At 26.9% G+C, this 19,709-nt stretch carries 15 protein-coding genes; 1 reads left to right on the plus strand and 14 read right to left on the minus strand.

The features are described from left to right. Window positions 1-39: 39 nt before the first annotated feature. From ACWXVM_RS00525 to ACWXVM_RS00590, 14 genes are all read right to left on the minus strand, one after another. Window positions 40-1,950, minus strand: coding sequence for a M13 family metallopeptidase (locus ACWXVM_RS00525; protein ID WP_455993730.1), 1,911 nt, complete (start codon window positions 1,948-1,950; stop codon window positions 40-42). 22 nt (window positions 1,951-1,972) lie between these two features. Beyond that, entirely contained in the window at window positions 1,973-3,511 is a 1,539-nt protein-coding gene (locus ACWXVM_RS00530; RefSeq protein WP_455993732.1) for an MHO_4530 family protein, read from the minus strand. A 14-nt stretch (window positions 3,512-3,525) separates the two neighbouring features. Further along, window positions 3,526-5,739 carry an ATP-dependent helicase gene (locus ACWXVM_RS00535; RefSeq protein WP_444704888.1) on the minus strand — a complete coding sequence of 738 codons (2,214 nt, stop codon included), beginning with the start codon at window positions 5,737-5,739 and terminating at the stop codon, window positions 3,526-3,528. Between the two features lie 89 nt (window positions 5,740-5,828). After that, complete coding sequence (locus ACWXVM_RS00540) at window positions 5,829-6,488, minus strand: RDD family protein (protein ID WP_455993734.1); 660 nt, start codon at window positions 6,486-6,488, stop codon at window positions 5,829-5,831. Next, window positions 6,479-7,483 carry a hypothetical protein gene (locus ACWXVM_RS00545; RefSeq protein WP_455993736.1) on the minus strand — a complete coding sequence of 335 codons (1,005 nt, stop codon included), beginning with the start codon at window positions 7,481-7,483 and terminating at the stop codon, window positions 6,479-6,481. The genes ACWXVM_RS00540 and ACWXVM_RS00545 overlap by 10 nt, the downstream gene beginning before the upstream one ends. Before the next feature lie 11 nt (window positions 7,484-7,494). Beyond that, window positions 7,495-8,838 carry an asparagine--tRNA ligase gene (gene asnS, locus ACWXVM_RS00550; RefSeq protein ID WP_444704885.1) on the minus strand — a complete coding sequence of 448 codons (1,344 nt, stop codon included), beginning with the start codon at window positions 8,836-8,838 and terminating at the stop codon, window positions 7,495-7,497. 145 nt (window positions 8,839-8,983) lie between these two features. Then, window positions 8,984-10,738 carry a hypothetical protein gene (locus ACWXVM_RS00555; RefSeq protein WP_455993738.1) on the minus strand — a complete coding sequence of 585 codons (1,755 nt, stop codon included), beginning with the start codon at window positions 10,736-10,738 and terminating at the stop codon, window positions 8,984-8,986. Between the two features lies 1 nt (window position 10,739). Next, window positions 10,740-11,603, minus strand: a complete 864-nt coding sequence (locus tag ACWXVM_RS00560) for an ABC transporter permease subunit (protein WP_438340486.1) — start codon at window positions 11,601-11,603, stop codon at window positions 10,740-10,742. After that, window positions 11,596-12,459 (minus strand): ABC transporter permease, encoded by an 864-nt coding sequence (locus ACWXVM_RS00565; RefSeq protein WP_444704883.1) that lies wholly within the window; start codon window positions 12,457-12,459, stop codon window positions 11,596-11,598. The genes ACWXVM_RS00560 and ACWXVM_RS00565 overlap by 8 nt, the downstream gene beginning before the upstream one ends. Beyond that, window positions 12,449-13,831 carry an ABC transporter ATP-binding protein gene (locus ACWXVM_RS00570; protein ID WP_455993740.1) on the minus strand — a complete coding sequence of 461 codons (1,383 nt, stop codon included), beginning with the start codon at window positions 13,829-13,831 and terminating at the stop codon, window positions 12,449-12,451. The genes ACWXVM_RS00565 and ACWXVM_RS00570 overlap by 11 nt, the downstream gene beginning before the upstream one ends. A gap of 17 nt (window positions 13,832-13,848) precedes the next feature. Next, window positions 13,849-15,492, minus strand: coding sequence for a hypothetical protein (locus ACWXVM_RS00575; protein WP_455993742.1), 1,644 nt, complete (start codon window positions 15,490-15,492; stop codon window positions 13,849-13,851). 1 nt (window position 15,493) lies between these two features. After that, window positions 15,494-16,381 carry a GTPase Era gene (gene era, locus ACWXVM_RS00580; RefSeq protein ID WP_444704880.1) on the minus strand — a complete coding sequence of 296 codons (888 nt, stop codon included), beginning with the start codon at window positions 16,379-16,381 and terminating at the stop codon, window positions 15,494-15,496. Window positions 16,382-16,404: 23 nt separating this feature from the next. Further along, window positions 16,405-16,857, minus strand: coding sequence for an rRNA maturation RNase YbeY (gene ybeY / locus ACWXVM_RS00585; RefSeq protein WP_438340481.1), 453 nt, complete (start codon window positions 16,855-16,857; stop codon window positions 16,405-16,407). Between the two features lie 46 nt (window positions 16,858-16,903). Beyond that, window positions 16,904-18,919 carry an Mbov_0121 family peptidase domain-containing ABC transporter gene (locus tag ACWXVM_RS00590; RefSeq protein ID WP_455993744.1) on the minus strand — a complete coding sequence of 672 codons (2,016 nt, stop codon included), beginning with the start codon at window positions 18,917-18,919 and terminating at the stop codon, window positions 16,904-16,906. Window positions 18,920-19,030: 111 nt separating this feature from the next. Here ACWXVM_RS00590 and ACWXVM_RS00595 point away from each other — a divergent pair, with 111 nt between their 5' ends. Next, window positions 19,031-19,708 (plus strand): hypothetical protein, encoded by a 678-nt coding sequence (locus ACWXVM_RS00595; protein ID WP_438340479.1) that lies wholly within the window; start codon window positions 19,031-19,033, stop codon window positions 19,706-19,708. Window position 19,709 lies beyond the last annotated feature (1 nt).

Raw genomic sequence — 19,709 nt, forward strand, 5'->3', positions numbered from 1 at the left:
AACCTCCTTCTTTTTTAAAATACAAGAAGGGGGTTTTAATTATCAAATTTTTACTCTTTTTTTCGGGCTTAGGAACATTTGGTCAGACTCTGATATTTTAAAAGTCTTATAAAAATCGTCAGAGTTTTGTACCTGAATGTTTGTTCTCAATATAGCAGGAGCATGAACATCAGAAGCTAATAGTAATTTTTGAAGTTCAGGTCTTTGTTTAGATCTTCAGGTGATAGCATAGTTTATGTAAAAATGTTTTGGGTTGTAATCTTTTTCGCTTTTTGCTGCTTCAAGGGCACATAATAACCCACCTGCATCTGCGATGTTTTCGGATACTGTTAGTCTTCCGTCACATTTACCAACTTCTGTTTTTTTATTATCAAATAATTTAACCATTTTTTCAGCTCTTTTGTTAAATTCTTTTTTATCATCTTCGGTTCACCAATTTACCATATTACCTACTTCATCAAAGTTAGCCCCATTATTATCAAAGGCATGTGATATTTCATGAGCAATAACTGCCCCTATACCACCGTAGTTTGAAGAAGAGGATTGTTTTGAACTATAAAATGGAGATTGTAAAATGCCTGCTGGGAAAACTATTTTATTACTTGAAGGGTTATAATAAGCATTAATTATAGCCGGAGACATTGACCAAAGATTAATATCTTTCTTTTTACCATATTCAGCAAATTTGGCTTTTTGAACAGCCATTGTGAAATTAAGGGCATTTGTTATTAGATCATCATAGCCATTATACTTTTGAACAATAAATTCCTTATAAAAATCTTCAATAATTTCTGGGTAGCCTACATAAACGCCGATTTTAGAAAGTTTTAATATAGCTTTGTCTTTTGTTTGTTTTGATAGTCAGGTGTTTTCTTTTAGGCGGTCCTCGTATATTTTGACCATTTTATGAATCATTTGCTCGACATTCTTTTTGTTTTGGGGACCAAAATATGTTTCACCGTAATATTTACCAAAAGGCATAGAAAAAACATTATCAACAACAAATTTTACGGCTATTTTTTTCTTGCTAAAAGGTTTTCTTTGACCACTTAAAGCTCTTGAAAATTCCCCAGAAATTACTAAGCTTTCATAATCTAATAAGCGAGATAATTCAATTAATGATGAAATATATAGAAAAGCTTTATAAAGTTCAAAATTTTCTTTTGTTAATAATTTCGAATAATTGTCAACTAAATCTTTCGAAACGCAAATAACTTCACTAATGCTATCATTGATTAATGAATTTAAAATATTAGATAAATTTATTTCTTTTATTTTTTTATTGAAATCATCAACTTTTCTAGGGTGATAAATGTTAGTTATAATTGCTCATTCTTGTGCTGAAAGAATATATTTTGATGCCTCGTTATCTCATAGGAGAGCTTTGTTAACTAAATCATTTGCTCATTTTTCATCATTATTTACTTTTAACAGCATTTTTTTAACCATATTAACTCAAATTCTATAAAATGAGTTCTTTTTTTCTTCATCATTATAATAACTTTTTTCTGGAAGGATAACAGAAGGGGTCGAAACAAAAAGGGTTTGTTTTTCGTGGTTTTTAAAATCTGTGTGTATAAAAAAAGGAATAGGAACTTCAAAATTTCTTAAGCATAAGCTAGTATAGTTATTTTCAATATCATTTCATGATTGATATGACTCTATTTCTTTTAGTATTGGAATAATAGGTTTTATTGAGTGTTTTTTTCTATCGTTTCAATTATTAACTAAATTATAAAATTTAACCATTTCTAGAAGAATTTTATTTTCAGTTATTTCAGATGAGTCGATTGATCATTTTGTTATAAGTTTAGTTTTTAATCTTGTTAAACTTTCATCTAATCTTTCAAACGTGCCGACTGAGGTTTTGTTATCAGCAATTTTATGCTTATTTAATCATTCTCCATTAATTGCCTCAAAAAAATTTTCTTTAATCTTAGCTTTATTCATAATTTACCTTTCAAATTTAATGTTATTTTTTTCTTTCGCTTGAGTAAAACATTTTAATTTTTTTGTTAAATAAAACTTTTTTATAGTTTTTGAAATCTAAATTCTCAAAAACAATTGAGATTTTTAAATGCTCTGCCTTTTTGAGTATAAGACCAATATATAACATTGTTTCTGGGTTATTAAGCATTTTAGTAAGCGACTTATCAAATCATATAATTCCCACTCATTTACCAATTAGTGAAATAATATCATTATTGATTTCGGTTAATTTTATTCCTATAGCCGCCTTTGGATAGTTTTCTTTAATTTGTTCTATTTTTTTCTTAACTCTTAACATACTTTTTTTTGAATTAAGTGAAACTAATTGAACAAAGGAACGATCAATTTTAATAGAATTTTCAATACTTTTATTATCAATATAATTAAAAATAAAATCTTGTATATTTAAAACTTTTCCATGAATATCTTGTGATTTGATGTTTTCATATATTTGCATAAAAAAATTTTTATAAATGTCTAAGGAAGCTATGATATTCTCATCTTTTATATTTAAAATTTCAAATTTTCTTTTAATTAATAATAAATTGAGTTTAGTGTTTTCATCGCCAAAATTATTTATAGACACAGTTTTAAAATCAATATTATTGCTTTGTTTTATTTCGTCAAGTGTATATTCATATTTTTCTTTAAAAATTTTAAAATCTTTGTTATCTTCTATGTTATTTGGAATTCAATAATCAACCATAGGTGTAAGTGTTTTGACAAAGTCAAAGACCGTTTCATAATACAATTGATTTTTGTTGGTTAAAAGCTCATTGTTAAATGAAAAAAAGGTAGAGTAAAGATTTTTGTAAAGAGTAGCAGTGTTTGCAAAGATTTTAGTTGCATAGTAAGAATGACCGCTTTGAAATTTATCAGAGGGAAAGACGAAAAAGATCTTATTTCAATCAAGAAAAACTTTGACGCCTTTTATTTGATTATAAACGCAACTATCTTGGAAAAGCTTTATAAAGTTATTAATACTATTAATATTTTTTATATTTAAAATGAAACCACATGCTATATATTTGTTGTTTGGCAAAAAAAGGTAAGAAATGTTGGTGTTTAAAGCCTCGAAAACTTCATTTTTAATAGTATCATTTCTGTTTCAATTAACTGTCATAAAAGCTTTTTGATCATTTATGAAATTTATTTCAAAACTAACCTTTGTTTTGAATGTTGAATGCTTGTTATGTGTTGTTTCAAAACTAATAATCGTATTCTCTTTATTTTTTAAAGCACTTAAAAAAAGAAGTTTATATTTTTTTTCTAAAATCTCACATAAGTCATCTAATTTTCTTCATTTATTATTTAGAAGGTTTAATTTTTTTATAAATGTGGGTTCATTTGAAATGTTGGGAATACCATTCAGATGTTTAATTCTATTTTGTTTCAAATCAATTTCTAAACAGAGGAAACCACTTTCGTTTTTAATATTATTTTGTGTTCTTATTAAAAATAAAATAAATCAAAAAGAAAAAATGAATATTATGGAAGAGAATGCAATAATTCAGATTAGCAAATTAAATTAACTCCTTAGTCATTAAGGTCACCATCTCATTTTTTAATTGAGTGATGCGATTTTTCAAATTGTTTTGTGGTTTTTTGTTGTGGAAAGGTTACAGTAATTATTGAGTCAACCATATCAATGATTTCACCGCGTCCATAGATTTTATGCATTATATAATCTCCGACAACTAAATGGCTATTGTTTTGGTGATTTTCTTCAGCAATAGAAAAATCATTTGCAAGTGTTACAGAACCATTTTGTTCTTTTATACCTGCCTCTGATAAAAACCTGCTACGTTTAGTAAAACCAGATCTATTAATTGCAAATGAAAGGAAAAGCTTTTTCTTAGCTCTTGTAATTGCAACGTATGCAAGCCGTCTTTCTTCTTCAAGACCTTCAATATTTTCTTCATGTGTATTTGAATTAGTTAAAAATGTAAAATCTTTACTTGGTGAAATAGAAATTGCTCTTTTTAGAGGGAATAAACCTTCAGCAAGCCCACAAATAAAAACATAATCAAATTCTAATCCCTTAGCATTGTGCACTGTCATCAATGAAACAAAACTTGTTGCATCGTTTTCGACGTCTCTATCTGTTATTAGTGTAATTTCTTGTAGATATTCATCTATAGTACCGTGGGAATTGTTTTTTTCCCATAACTCAATAGCGTTTATTAAACTTTGAAAATTTTCTTGTTTTGATTCATAATCTTCTTCGGAAATTTTAAATGTATCAAAATAGTTTATTTTTTTATACATAAACTCTTTGAGCGTGCTGCTTATTGAATTAGTTTTTAAGGCTGCTCTCGCTCACCGAATATCATTAATTAGTGAAGCTAATTTTTGAAGTGTAGTTGTTGAAATACTTAAAGTTTCTTGCAGCTCATCAATATGTGCTTCAATTGCATTGAATAATGTTGTACCCTTATTTCTTGCAAATTCAATTAACTTATCAACGGTTACCTCCCCAATTTTTCTTGAAGGTTTATTTATGATACGTAGAAGCATAATTTCACTACCATCATGAATAACTCTTAAGTATGCTAAAGCATCTTTAATTTCTTCGCGTTGATAAAATTTGATTGAGCCAAAAAGCTTGTATATTGTACTTTCTCTAATCAAAGCTTCTTCAATTGCTCTTGAGTAGCTATTGGTTCTAAATAAAATAGCAATATTTTTTAATTGCACTCTCGAACGTTTTAATTCTGAAATTTTTCGCGCTATTCACCGGGCTTCAGCTTCTTCGCTATGACCACAGTAAAATTCAACATCTTCTCCTTCTTCATTTTCTGTGTATAAGTTTTTTTCTAGTCTTAATTTATTTTTAATGATTAATTTATTTGCGTAATAAAGAATTTTTTTAGTTGATCGATAATTTTCTTCAAGTTTAATTGTGATAGCATCTGGATAATCCTTGTGAAAATTAATAATTATATTGATATCAGCATTTCTTCAACTATAGATTGTTTGGTCGGGATCTCCTACAATTGTTAATTTATTTGTTGAACAAAGTTTTTGTAGTATTTTGTATTGAATAATGCTTGTGTCTTGAAATTCATCAATTAATAAATAGTCATATCGTTTAGCCCATTTGTTGGCTATATGCTCATATTTTGGGTCATAAAAAAGTTTGTAAACAAAAACTAGTAAGTCATCAAAATCAAGCGCTTTTGATCGTTGCAATCTTTCTTGATAATGCTTGTAAATCAATTCCTTTGTTTCGATAGCTTTTCTTTCTTGTAGAGATAAAGATGTGTCAATATTTTCGTTTTCAATATTTAAAAATTCAAATAATGAATTCTTTTTGTTTTGAATGAATGAAATGATTGAACTATAACTGAATTCATTATTAGATATTTCCAATTCATTATAGACTGATTTAAGGATTGCTTTTTGGTCTATTTCATCAATAATTTGGAAATCGTTTTCATAACCTAGCAAATGAATTTCATATCTTAATATTTTTGCACAAATAGCATGGAAAGTACTTATGACAGGAAGTTGTTCAGGATTATTCACCATTGTGATAACACGTTGTTTCATTTCATTAGCTGCTTTGTTTGAAAAAGTTAGAGCTAAAACGCGTGAAGGTTTTATTCCCAATTCATCAATTAAATATGATATTTTATATGTTAAAACTCTTGTTTTTCCTGAACCTGCACCAGCAATTATACGAAGTGGTCCGTCATTGTATTCTACTGCTTCTCGTTGTTGTTTATTTAGTTTTTCTAGTTCTATCATCTTCACCCCTTATAATTAAATATACTTTATAATTATAACCTAATTAAACCTATTAATATTTAGTAATAAAAAATAGCCTTAATTTTTGGCTATTTTGTGATATTGATTTTAGGAAGTTCACGTTTTTTTGGTTTAATTTTAAACGTTAAATTTTCATCTTCAATAATATCTTCATATCTATTTTTTCAAACGGTTTTTGTTCGCGATAATTTATCATTTCAACTTAGTCTTGTTGATGAAATACCAGAAATAATTAGCAGTATTTGAAGATTTATAGAAATCGTAGCTAGTGCTGTTGGTAATATAACAACAAGCTTTTCAACATTATTTAATTTTCCACCGCGAGCAGCTTTTAAAAATGCATCAGTAGACATTAACATGAAACTCATAAAAACAAAAATTCATAAGAATGCAAATAGTCTTTGCCGATCAAAAATAAATTTGGAAGTTCTTCTTTTTTCTTCATCGGAAAGAATTTTGATTTTACATATTAACATTCCAATTGTTTGGCCTTTTAGTATTGTTGGAATAACAATGTATTCAAATATACATAAAAAAATCATCAATAATAATCAAAGGCGAAAGTATATTTCTTTCAGTGTGGTACTTTGTGTGCGAAATTCAGCTTTTTTGTAATTGAATATTATAAAAGAAGTCGCTACAATTAAAACTATGAAAATAAGAAGATCAATTAATGTAGCTAATAATCTTATTCAAAAATTAGCCTTAACATTTTGCTTTACGGTCATATAAATTTTTTAATAATGTGGTCTCATTTTTTACTAAAACCAGACGTTAAATCATAAAGTTTTTGAATATTAAATTCTTTAAAAAAATGATTTGCTTGGAGTTGCTCTACTCAAAAGGGTCTTAGTATTGAAATTTCTTGAATAAGAGAGTTTTTAATGCTAATTAGTGTTTTTTCATCTAATGGATTCTTATTATGTTTTAATGAGCCGACAATTGCAGCAATATAATAGCAATAATTTAGACATTTAGCCAATTCGAGAGCATTTTTAGTTTCAATATCTATTGTATTAAAGGAATTGAATATATTATTTCAATTGCGAGTCAAGGATTTAGGGTTAAAAATTAGTGGATTATCATTATTATTAATGATTCATGTGTCTTCAAAAAAAGCATATGTTTTTGAATAAAGAAGGCTTTGAAAAACAGGATTGGGTGAATATTCTAGATTGAGATCCTTTGTTTTAGGTAAGAAAAAAACTTTCTTTAAAATATTTGTCTTAACAATTGAATTGAACATAAAAGGACTGGTTAATATAAAAGGTAGTTTATTGGTTTCTAAATTGACTAAACCTAACATTGGTAAGTGGGCTGACTTGAATAATAATTTGTTTATTACTTGGTTATATCCGGGAACTTGTATGAAATCTGCTTTTTTGGGCGAAGATTTAATAAAATTATCAAATCTTTGAATAAACTCATTTTTTAAATTGGCATATGAGTAAAGAATGAACGTATAAGGGGTTTCAATAAGATCTAAAGCTTGTTTTATTACAACATCAAAATGTTGATGGCCCGAATTAAAGATAATTTTTAATCTTTCGCCTAGCTTTGATTGTAGTTTATCAATTTCTATATAATCCTTTTCTTTCGGTCTATCAAAGGTCAAAATGATATTAAAATTTTGTGATTTTTGTTTATAGATATTGTAAAAAATTTCATTTAGAGGTATTTTTACGTTGTAAATAGGAATAATTATAGTTAGATTTTTTTTCATTAATATCCTTGTTACATTTTAATTTGTCCAGCAACTCTTGGGAAGGGGATGACGTCCTTAATGTTAGCAATACCTGTCACATACATCACCAGTCTTTCAAAACCAATGCCAAAACCACTTGATGGTGCATATCCAAATCTACGCAAGTCTATGTATCATTGTAAGGGTTCTTGTGAAATTTTTAAGTCATGCATTCTTTGAACAAGTTTGCTATATCTTGATTCTCTTTGACTACCGCCAATTAATTCCCCTATCCCTGGAACTAATAAATCAAAAGCTGCAACAGTTTTGTTGTCATCATTTTGGTACATATAAAAAGCTTTAATATCTTTTGGATAATTTGTAACAGCGACTGGCCCATTTACAATTTTTTCAGAAAGGAATTTTTCATGTTCTGAAGCTAGATCCATACCAAAAAAAATGTTTTTTTCTTCAAATTGGTCGCTAAAAGGTTTAAGTTTTTCAACCACATCTTTATAATCAATAACTGTTAGTTTGTTATCAAGAAATCTGTTTAATGTTTCTAGTAGATCAGGATTGTAAGATTGCAATACCTTCATTTCATCTAAATGTTTGCTTATGGTGTTTTTAATGACAGTTTTTAATAAATCATCTGCAAGGTTAATAATATCCTTTAATTCATAAAAAGCAACCTCAGGTTCAATCATTCAAAACTCAGCTAAATGGCGTGATGTGTGCGAATTTTCGGCTCGAAATGTAGGCCCAAAGGTATAAACCTTCTTAAAACTAGCCGCATATGCTTCAGCATGAAGCTGTCCTGTAACTCCTAGGAATGCTTTTTGCTTGAAAAAGTACTCTTTTGTTTCATCATCAACCAACAAAGTTTCGCCAGCTCCTTCACCATCATTTGAAGTGATAATCGGTGATGCCATGTAAAGAAATTCGTGTTCTTGAAAATATTTGTGGATTTCAAAAGAAAGAGTATTTCTTATTAACATTATACTTTTGAATAAGCTTGTTCTATTTCTTAAGTGAGGAATTTCTCTTAAAAAATCAAGTGAAGTTTCTTTTTTTTGTATAGGAAAATCGTTGTCAACTTGATTGATAACAATTAATGTTTCTAAAATAAGTTCAAGCGGTTGTTGGGCATCTGGTGTGAGGTGAATAATTCCTCTAGCAATTAATGAGGTTCCTAGTGAAATTTGCGCGACATTGAGTTTTTGAATCATTTCTCCTTTAACTACTATTTGTAATGTTGCAACAGTACTCCCATCATTAATAGTTAAGAATCTAATTTTTTCATTTCCTCTGTTAGAAACTAATCAACCTTTAACCTCAAACTTTTCATTTTCTCTTATTGTTTCAATGTTTTGTAATAACTTTTTAATTGTCATAACATTGCTCCTAACCAATTCTTTTAATCTAATTTATAATTTATAATTATACTTAAATTTTGTTACTATTTAATTTTTGATAACATTATTAAATGTTTAAATGTTTTTATTCTTAAATTTAAAAGAAAAAATAGGATTAACCTATTTATGATTTTGTTGCTTCGAAATAGTAGGCTGCAATCTTTGTTCGCAGGTTGTTTTCGATAATTGGATATGTGAATAAATGATAATTCTCATTTGTCGAGGGTTGCTTGAAAATAGATTTGGCAATTTCATCATTTCCAAAATACCATTCATCTAAAAATTTATATGTTAAAAGATCTGTTGGTGTATATGAAATATATTCAAAGTTTATTAGTTCACCTAAGTCGCTTTTAGTAAAAACTTCTTCAAAACTATCTGAAAAAATATCTGTTCCCTTATCAGAATTATTTCTTATAATTCGTAAAAATTCAATATTATCCTCAGTAATTTCACTTTTAAAACTTCTTAAGAATTTTTTTCAATTTTCCAGATTGTTTCAATCAATACTTTTTAATTTTTGTGATTTTGAAAGAAGTTTGATAATTTCTTGTCTGCTATCACTGTTGAAAATTAACGTTAAAGTATCGATGGAACTATTTAGGTCTTCATTGGTCAGGAATTTTTTTAATGTTTCAAAGAAACGCTTTTCTAGTAATTTCAATCTTTTTTCAATGCTCTCGGCCGATCTGATAATAACGTTGTTGTTATTATATATCAAAGAGCTAATGCTATCTAAAAATTTGGAAGTGTCTTCATCACTTAGTTTATGGGATATAATTCAACCATCAACAAGGTAATAATTGTTTTTAGGGCGCACAAATCTAATTGTTCCTTCTTCAACTGAAGCAAAATTATCTTCTGAATAATAAGCATCTAAGGCATCGCCATTATAAATAACCGATGAATCTGAACGTCCTTGTTTTGGTTCAATAAGGTAGTTAAGCAATTCTAATCCATCGCCACTTAGGTGATTATATGCTGTGTTTTTAATATCATAACCAGAAGAATTTTTGACAAATTCTACGAAAGAATCAATTGCTAGCTTGTAATTATTCTCGTTAAAGTCAAAGAGCTTTCCTTCTCCATTGAAGGTGAATAATTGTTTTCAATTTTTGTTGTCTTGCGATTTATAATTAATGGCCCCAATCATTAAGTTATCAACAAACGCATTAGTTCAACCAATGTGTTGATATTTATTTTCTTTTAGGGTATCAAAAATTTGATTTCAATCGAGTTGCATTGATTTGTTTTCTAATTCTTGAATTGAGGAATTGTTTAGTGTTAAATTAGGTCTACTATTTTTATTAACATTATATGCAACTCCTTTGTCTTGCGCATAATACGGTATAAAGAAGTCATAAAAATGTTCTCATTGGGTGCTAGTATTACTTTTTCAAAGTTTTTTATTTTTGTCTAAAATAAAACCTTTTGAATCTAATTCGCGTTTAGGCAGGTTTACTAGCTTATTGTATATTAGATTATCAAAGTTTTCAAGGTGTTTTCTAACATTTTCTGTGTAAAAAAACTTTCTAACATTTCAGTCATTGGCATCACTTTTTCCGTATAATCTAGCAAAATCAACTTTTCTGACTTTTTTTTCTATAATGAGTTGTGCTGTTTGAAAATCACTTCCAACACCAGCAATCGCTTTGTCTTGGGTTAATGCTTGGGTAAATTCGTTGATTTCCTTGAATTCTTTATAGTTGTAGTCTTTTTTTAGTTTTTCTTTTATAGAAGGCGCTAAATAAGATTCGTAATTATAAATACTTGGTCGGTACTTATTTGAAAGTTTAATTGAGATTGCAAAAATAAAAATTATGGTTATAACAAAAAAGGAAAGTATAAATATTAAGACCTTAAAAATTCTTTTGTTCAATTTATAAGACCTCCTTATAAAAATCCTTTTGTGCTTGTTTTTTACTTAAAACTAGGGATTTTTTAGCTAATTTATTTTGTGTTCCTTTAAAAATAATATATAGTGTATTTATAAATATTACTATTAGAAGCGATATTGCACCAATAGCCAGCGATCATGCCTGAAATTGACCTTCATACAATTGTGTTCCTAACGTTTCCGTATTAGAAACAATTCTTGTAATAATAAAATCATCAAATGACAAAGTCATAGTCATAACAAATGTAAAAATTATAGATCCTAGCATATAAATAAAATATGTTTTAAATCATGTTCTAAATTTTGAATATCCTAAATCCTGACTTGCTTCAAAAATATTTTTGGAAAATTTATCACTTTTAGGTAGCATTATTAAAATTCCGTATGGAAGACACATAACAGTATGTCCAATAATAGATCTAAAAAAACCTTCACTCGTTGCTTTTAGGGTTCCAAAAAATAAGAAGTTTAGAACAATAGCAAGTGTCAATCCTGTAATAACATCAGGATTTATCATAGGCACATTTGAGGTTGCTTGCACAAAAGATCTTGCCCCTTTATTCTTGTGTCTTCATAGAGCAAAAACAGTTAGTAAGGAGATACTAATAACAAGGACAGAAGTTGCGATCCCAAGAAGAAATGAGTTAACAAATGCTAGACTATGTGATTTAGAAAACAGTTCCTTGTATGCATCAAAAGAAGTTCTATTTCAAGTTGTTACTGAAAAAATTCCTTTATCTGAAGGAGAATTAAAACTGTAAATCGTTCCAAAAATTATTGGTATATAAAGAAAAGCAAGAATCACAAAAACATATGAATATTTTAAAAAGTTTTTAAATTTAGTCATAATTTCCTCCTTGTCTTTTTTTTCTAATTAAGAATGGTATTCCATAAATGATTGCATATATTGATAATAGGACTGCAAGAGTGATAATAACTAATGTTGAAGAATTTGCTAAATCAAACGGGTTGGCTGTGTTGGCAAACTGGTTTATTAGGTTACCAATTAGTTGTTTTTGACTGCCATTTGGTAGGAGTTTGTCTGAAATAATAATAGAGGTTGCAGATATCATTAAAACAATTCCGAAACCACTTAGTATTGCTTTGGATGTGTAAGGAATTATAACTTTAAAAACTGTTTTAAATTTTGAATACCCTAAATCCTCCGAGGCTTCCAAAATGTTATTTGGCATATCTTTAATAACCTGGTACAATGGTAGAACCATGAATGGTAGATAAAGATAAACCATACCAAAAACAATAAAGAAATTGTTATTTAACTGATTTTCATCGAAAATTGCCGAGAATAAACCTCTAACTGCTAAAGCTTTTGATATTGTAAAAATAGCTAAGGGACTAAGAATTAGAGTTAAACCCAATATTTTAATAATCTTATATTTAGATCTTGAAACAATATATGCATACGGGAAACCGATTATTAGCGATACAGTTGCAGCAAATAATCCAGTCAGCAGAGACCTTCCTATTATTACCCATGTTGAAGGTTTTAGAGCAATTTCTCAATTTTCTAGTTTTGTTTGTCCTTCTAACGGTTTAAATGCATAAATGCATACAAACACCATAGGTAGGATAATAAATAAAACTGCAAAAACAACATATGGAACTATAAATGTAAATTGCAATTTTGACATCGGTGAAGAAAGTTTTTTGATTTTTTTTACATTTCTTGTACTAGACTTCATTTGTTTGACCTAATTCATTTTCTAATAATTCAAGTTTTTTATCTTTCTTCATTAGGTGGATAGCATCAATATCCCAATCTAAAAATACCTCTTTGCCTACAGCGTATTTTGAAGAAGTTTCTACATAAATAATTTTATCCTTACATTGAATCTCATAATTATAGTAGCTGCCTCCGTAGGTTGATTTTATAATTTCTCCCGTTAGCTTAGCTTTTGATTTTATTCTTGTTATAATAATATCTTCTGGTCTTATTAGGGCATCCAAACTTTCCCCGGGCTCAAATTCGTCATGAATAGTGTCAAAAGTCTTTGACATAAATTTTACCTTGTTTGCTTTTATGAAAGTAGCGTTAAAAAAGTTTGAATCTCCAATAAAGTTTGCTACTCATTTATTAACTGGAAAATCATAAAGTTCCTTCGGAGTGGTAAATTGTTCTACTTTTCCATCACGAATAACAGCAATTCTATCGCTCAGTTGCAGTGCTTCATTTCGGTCATGAGTTACAAAAATAAAAGTAAGTTTCAGCTTTTGTTGAATGTCCCTTAAAAGAGTTTGCATTTTTTCTCTTATTTTAGCATCAAGAGCACTTAACGGTTCGTCTAATAAAAGAATTTCAGGTTCAATAACTAGTGATCTTGCGAGTGCTACTCTTTGTTTCATACCACCTGATAAAAAGTTAACGTTTTTCTTTTCGTTGCCGCTTAAGCCAACGAGATCCATAATTTGTTTAACTTCTTTGTCCATTTCTTCATTAGTAATTTTTCTAGTTAGGTATCTTTTTTCAAATGCCTCAGTTTTTAAGTCAACATAGTTTTCTCAATATGAATATTTAAAATCCATATCATCAATTCATTGTTGGTATTTTTGTTTCTTTCTTTTTGAAAGCGATGAATTATTATTTAATTCTCTTTCATATAATTCGAATTCTTTGTCGAGATTTTTCATTTTTTGATCGGCAAATTTTCTTCATTTTCTTCTTTGCAGTGTTAATTTATTATGAAATGATTTTGGAAGATTTTCTTTGTTAATTCTCTTAAGTCTTAGACCATATTTAATATTGTTTTCAACATTTAAGTGTGGAAATAGAGCATAGTCTTGGAATATAGTAGAAACATCCCTTTTATGTGGGGAAAGGTCCTTAATATCTTTGCCATGAAGTTTAACTTCTCCACGAGTAACCCATTCAAAACCACCAATAATTCTTAAAATGGTAGTTTTGCCAGATCCAGAAGGTCCTAAAAGAGTAATAAATTCACCTTTTTCGATACTAAGATTGACATTGTCTAAAACTAGTTTGTCTTCAAACTCTTTAACAACATCAACAAGTTCAATGATTGCTGAGTTTGTCTTTTTAACTTTCTTTTTTTCCATAATTATTCCTTTCACCATTATGATTTGGTTATTTGATAATAGTAATCAATCATTTTTGTTCTCAATTCAGGATTGAGCGGCTGATATGGTCTAAAATTTATGTCTTTGTTTTCTTTTATATCAAAAATAGAAATTGCTTTTTGATCTTGATTTTTATTGCTATCAATGAAATAAGTTTCTAATAAAAAGAACTTTATAGTCTTAAAACTAGGTGTGTAATTTATTACATCAAAGTTTGCAACATTTTGTAAATTTTCGTTTGAAAAGGCATTTCTAAAAAATCTATAGTATTTTTTATAAAATGATAAATCAATGTCTTTTAATGATTTGGCAATTTTATTTTTATCTTTTTTGTTAAAAAGATTTTTTTCTATTTCTTCTTCTGAAATCCCACTATTTTTAATTTCTTTATAAACATTATTTATGTATTTATTATATATTTGTTGGTAGCTTAAACTAACATCCCCAAAAACAAGATTTTTTAGTGTTTCTAGAAGAGCGTCTGATTCTTTATCATCTGTGTCTTGTGAAATGATTCATGCATCAATATTTTTATATGTATTTTTAGGCCGAACAAACGATATATTATTACTTTGATTTAAATTTGCAAAGTTATCCTTTCCATAATAAGCATCAAGTGCATCGCCATTATACATTATTGCAACATCAGCTTTTCCATGTGCTGGCTCAATTATGCCCGATACAATTTCCTGTCCATCAGTTATAAGTTTATTTCTTTTTGTGTCTTTTATATTGTTGCCAGTTGAAACATTGACAAATTTTGCAAAGTGATCAATAATATTTTTGTAGTTCTCTTTGTTTAAATCTTTTCATTTTCCGAATGAGTTTTTTTGGCTTCCATTGTCAATTAGATTTTTATAAAATTGACCAATCATGGCATTGTCAAGAAATCAATCAGTTCAGTAAAATTTTGGATTTTTATATTTTTTTGATAATGAATTTATTAGATCAAATCAATTTTTTCCGTCTTTAATATCACTAAAATCAGCATTTTCCTTAATATTATTTCTTGTAGATTTTGAAATTTCTGAATTTTCAGGATTATAGGCTATACCTTTGTCAAGAGTAAAATAAGGAATTAAAAATTCATAAAAATGGTCCATACCTTCTTTATTATCTGCTTCAAAGCCAATAACTTCTTTATCTCTATAATAAAGAAAAGGTTTAAAGTTTAACTTGTCAATTTTATTATTTGGATTAATTCTCTTTATTTCCTTTATTATTCAACTATCAAAAAAATCAAATTGTTTTTTTACGTCATTAGTATAAAGATTTAATATGATCTCTTTTTTATTTTTTGCATCATAATTAACATCAAAAACTTTTTTAAAATTAATCTTTTTTAATTTGTTTTCAACGATAAGTTGAGCTATTTGATAATCAGAATTTACCCCTGCTACAGCTTTTTTATTTTTTATTGCTCTTGTAAATTCATCAAGATTCTTAAATGTATGATATGAATAGTTTTTTTTGATCTTGTTAATAGTATTTTTATTAAGGTATGATTCATAGTTATAAATACTTATTTTATAAGGGTTGCTTATTTTTAAAAAAAGTATAATAATAAAAACTACAAAAATAATGCTGATTAAAATAAAGAGGAGTGAAAGCTTTAATTTATGAGTTATTTGAATTTTCATTTTAATATCCAGCTTTCTTAATTTTTTCCTCTTTATCCACTCAATCCTCGTCAACTTTAACTCTTAAAAACAAATTAATAGGATGTTTTAAAACACTGGCGATTTTTTCTCTTGAGGACATTGAAATTGTTTTTATTTTTTGTGCCCCTTTACCAATTACAATACCTTTTTGTGATTCGCTTTTTACATAAATAGTAGCTGAAATTGTATACGGAATTGTTTCGCTATCATTTTCTTTAAATTCATCAATTAGCACAGCGATTGAATGCGGCACTTCATGATATAAATTTTTAATTGCATATTCTCTAATAATTTCTTTAGCTATAAATCTAAGAGAGACATCGCTTAATTGATCTTCCTCAAAAGGCAAATCATCTTCATAAGAATATTTTTTAATTTCATCAATTAAATCAATATAGGATTGCTTATAATCTTTGCCAATACCCAAAACGGTATTAATTCCCAAACTTTTTAATTCATGAGCTTTTTCATCTAATTTTATTTTGTTATCAATTAAATCAATTTTAGTTATTATTGCTATTATTTCGCTATCTGTTGTTTCCTTAATTTTGTTAATAATAAATTTATCGCCTTTTCCTATTTCTTCATTAGCTGGCGTTAAAAATAAGACAATATCAACAGCTTTCATTGTTTCATAACTTTTTTGATTTAGCTTTTCTGATAATAAGAATTCTGCCTTGTGGACTCCAGGGGTATCAATAAAAATTATTTGGACTTCATCATCATTGTATATACCTTTAATATTATCTCTTGTTGTTTGGGCAACATTGGAAACTATTGCTAACTCAAAATCTAAAATGTTATTTATTAGCGTACTTTTTCCTACATTTGGTCTTCCTACTAGACCAACATAACAAATTTTTTTCATTTATAAACCTCATAAAAATTTTATTAATATCTAGTGATGTTTAAACGTTTCATAATGTTTTCTACATGTGTATTCATAACTAAAGTTTCTGCTTCTGTTTGGTGGTCAAAACCAAAAAGGTGTGCAACTCCATGGGCAAAAATATAGCAATATTCTCTTTTTAAACTATGATTAAATTTTTTTGCTTGTTTTTTAATTTTTCATGGCGAAATAATTATTTGACCAAGCTCTAAATTTTCAAGAAAATCTAACTCATTAGCTGCTTCTAGTGGGAAGCTTAAAATATCAGTTGTATAGTTTTTGTTTCTATGCAAATTATTAAGTTTTTTCATTTTGAATCTATTAACAAAAAGAAGGTCAACAGACAAATCTTTTGTACTATTAAACTCTACCTTTGCTTCATTGAGTATATTGCAAAAATCTTTCTCAAATTTAAACGTGCTAAAACTGTTATTTTTAATGGTTAATTTATTCATAAAAATAATTATAAATTAACACAAAAAAAATGAAAAAAATTGAATTTTATTTTTTTAGAAAAATAGTTGGGGAATTTTTCAGTAAAAATCTTTTATTATGGCTTGTTTCAATAATAATGCAATTTTCTTGTTTTTTACATATTAATCTAGATATAAGTTCAAACATTTGCTGTGATAAAAATTCAAAACTTTCATCTAGCAAAACCAATTGATATTTTTTTATTAATAGAGGCAATAATTTTATAATTTGTTTTTGCCCCATAGAAAACTTATTTGAGTTTAAAAGTAGATTAGAAAATATATTTATATTTAGCGAATTTATAACACTGATGAAATCTGTATCTTTTAATATTTTTTCTTTTTCCTTATTATTAACATCTGAAAATAAATATGTATATAAATCAATGTTTGGCATATTAAATTCATTACCTGAAAAATAAATTTTTTCCTTAAATCAAGACTTATTTATCTCTTTGATTTCAATATTATTAAAAATAATTGACCCTTTGTAATTTAAATAAAAACCACTTAATAATTTAAACAAAGTACTTTTTCCGGAACCGTTTGGTCCTTGCAATTTCGCACCTTTATCAATAATAAAATTTAAATCATTAATTATATTGCGATGTTCAAATCCAAAGCAAAGCCCTTTGAATTTAATTGTTTTTAAATCTATTATATTATTAATAGAATTTCTTAATCTTGATTGTGGAATATTGATTATAAAATTTAATCTAGTTGAACCGTTCTTAAAAATTTTTCATCCTATAAAAAATTCTTGAAGATTATTGCTTGGTTCAGAAATAATTGTTTGTATTTGCAATATGAAAAATAATTGGCTTAGGTTAGATGTTTTTTGTAATAAAAAAAAGCAATAAATTATTATTGTTGTCATCAAATTTAAAAACCTTAAAATTAAATTTTTTATTGAACTTAATTTATTAATATTAAGATCAACATTTTTATAACTTTTTATATTGTTTAAAAAACTTTGTTTTTCAAGATTTTCTCACAGCATTAGTCCATAAGAATCTTCATTTTTTACTATAAACGAAAGTTTATTTATTTCTTCAACGCTTTTCTGTGTTAGCTTTTTTGATAAAAGGCTAATTTTATTGTTTATAAAATAGCTAACCAAGGTCTTGATTATATTAACAAGTATTACTATTAATATGAATTTTATTTTTATAAAAAATAATAAAGGTATAACTAAGATAATAGAAAATAAAAAGGAAGAGATAAAAGAAATCATAAACGATAAAAAACCGGCTATTGATTCAATTGATAGATATCTTAAGAGAATTTCATTCTTACTAATTTTTAAAATTTGTTTGTATTCCGCTCCTTCAATGCTATTTATAAATTGTTCTTTTATTGTTGCTGATATTAAATTTTTTAATTTTGTTAATAAAAAATTATTTAATAAGGAAACAACAAGCAAAACCATTGAAATTCAAAAGAAAAACATTATTGTTTTTTGTCCTTCTGATATTTTTATTTGTTGAATACTTGCAAATATATTTTTATTAATAAATGAAAGTAAAAAATTTAAAAAGATAGTAATGAAACTAAATAGGACGCCAATGACTAATGACTTTAAATTAAGTTTAAATTTAAAAGAAAAAAACTTTTCATAAATATTTTTTTGATTACATTCTTGCTGTTTTTTAACTATTATAATTAGGCCAGTAAATTGTTTTTTAAATTGCTTAATCTCTATTTTTCTTTTTCCTTTTGTTGAATCTAAAGTAAATACAAAATTATCACTTATGTTTTCAATAATTACATAATGTAGAAAATTGTCTATCTTTGAAATAGCAATTAATGGAAAAGAAGTTTTGAGTTTTAATATTTCTTCTCATTCAATTTTAAATGCTTCTGTATGGAGGCCAATTTTACTAGCCAACAAACAAAGATTGGTAATATTAATTCCATCCTCAGAATAGGTTGATTCATATTTTAAAAAATTTATATCAACTCATTTTTTTCAATAAAATTTGTGTAATGATTGTAATACATAAAGTCCACAATCTTTAATATCTTCTTGGAACCGAATTTTCATATATTCAATTGTTTCATTATTTAATTTTAACTATGTCTAAATAAAGAAAAAAAGAGAAATTCTAATTACTTAACAACATTAAAATTTTAAATTTTAGTAAAATTAATAATTATGAAAAAATCTAAAATTAAAAGAAAAATGTTAATTTTTTCTTTATTAGGATCATTGGGCGCGATCTTAGCTCCCTCTGTTTTATCAGCGGCTTGCACGTTTGATTTACCGGTTATATCAATTGTTGATGATCCAAATTTTGTTAGCATAAATGAAAAAGGAGAAAAAATAATTAAAAAACGTAGTGCTAGTTCATTTTACGAATTAAATTCAAAACGTTTATTCAATCCAATTAGCCAGTTTGATGATAAATATAGGCTATTCACAAATGATAGGAAATTAAATAATACACATGATACATCTCATGTTTATAAGATTAAACCTGATTTTCAGTTTTTAAAATTTGCTAATTTATCCGGTCAATATGATTATCGCCTTTTTTCATTTAGATATGATGAATTAGTCGCAAACATTCCTGGCGCTGCTATTCCCAAATATTCTCAATATAAACATAACCCTAAGGCAGTTTTTATTATGTTGTATTGAATTAGAAAAAATGTTGAAGCAGCACCTAATTTTATTAATGATGTTATTAGTCCATCAAAATCTCGATTTCCAGAATCTCGCCCTGAAATCGAAGAAGCACCATGAGCTTTTGTTAGAAATACTTCACCTTCGTTAAAAGGTTTTTGACAAGATGTTACTGAACCATTAGTTTTACTTTTTGAAGAGGAATAAT

The sequence above is a fragment of the Mycoplasma sp. 2261 genome, assembly GCF_053851575.1.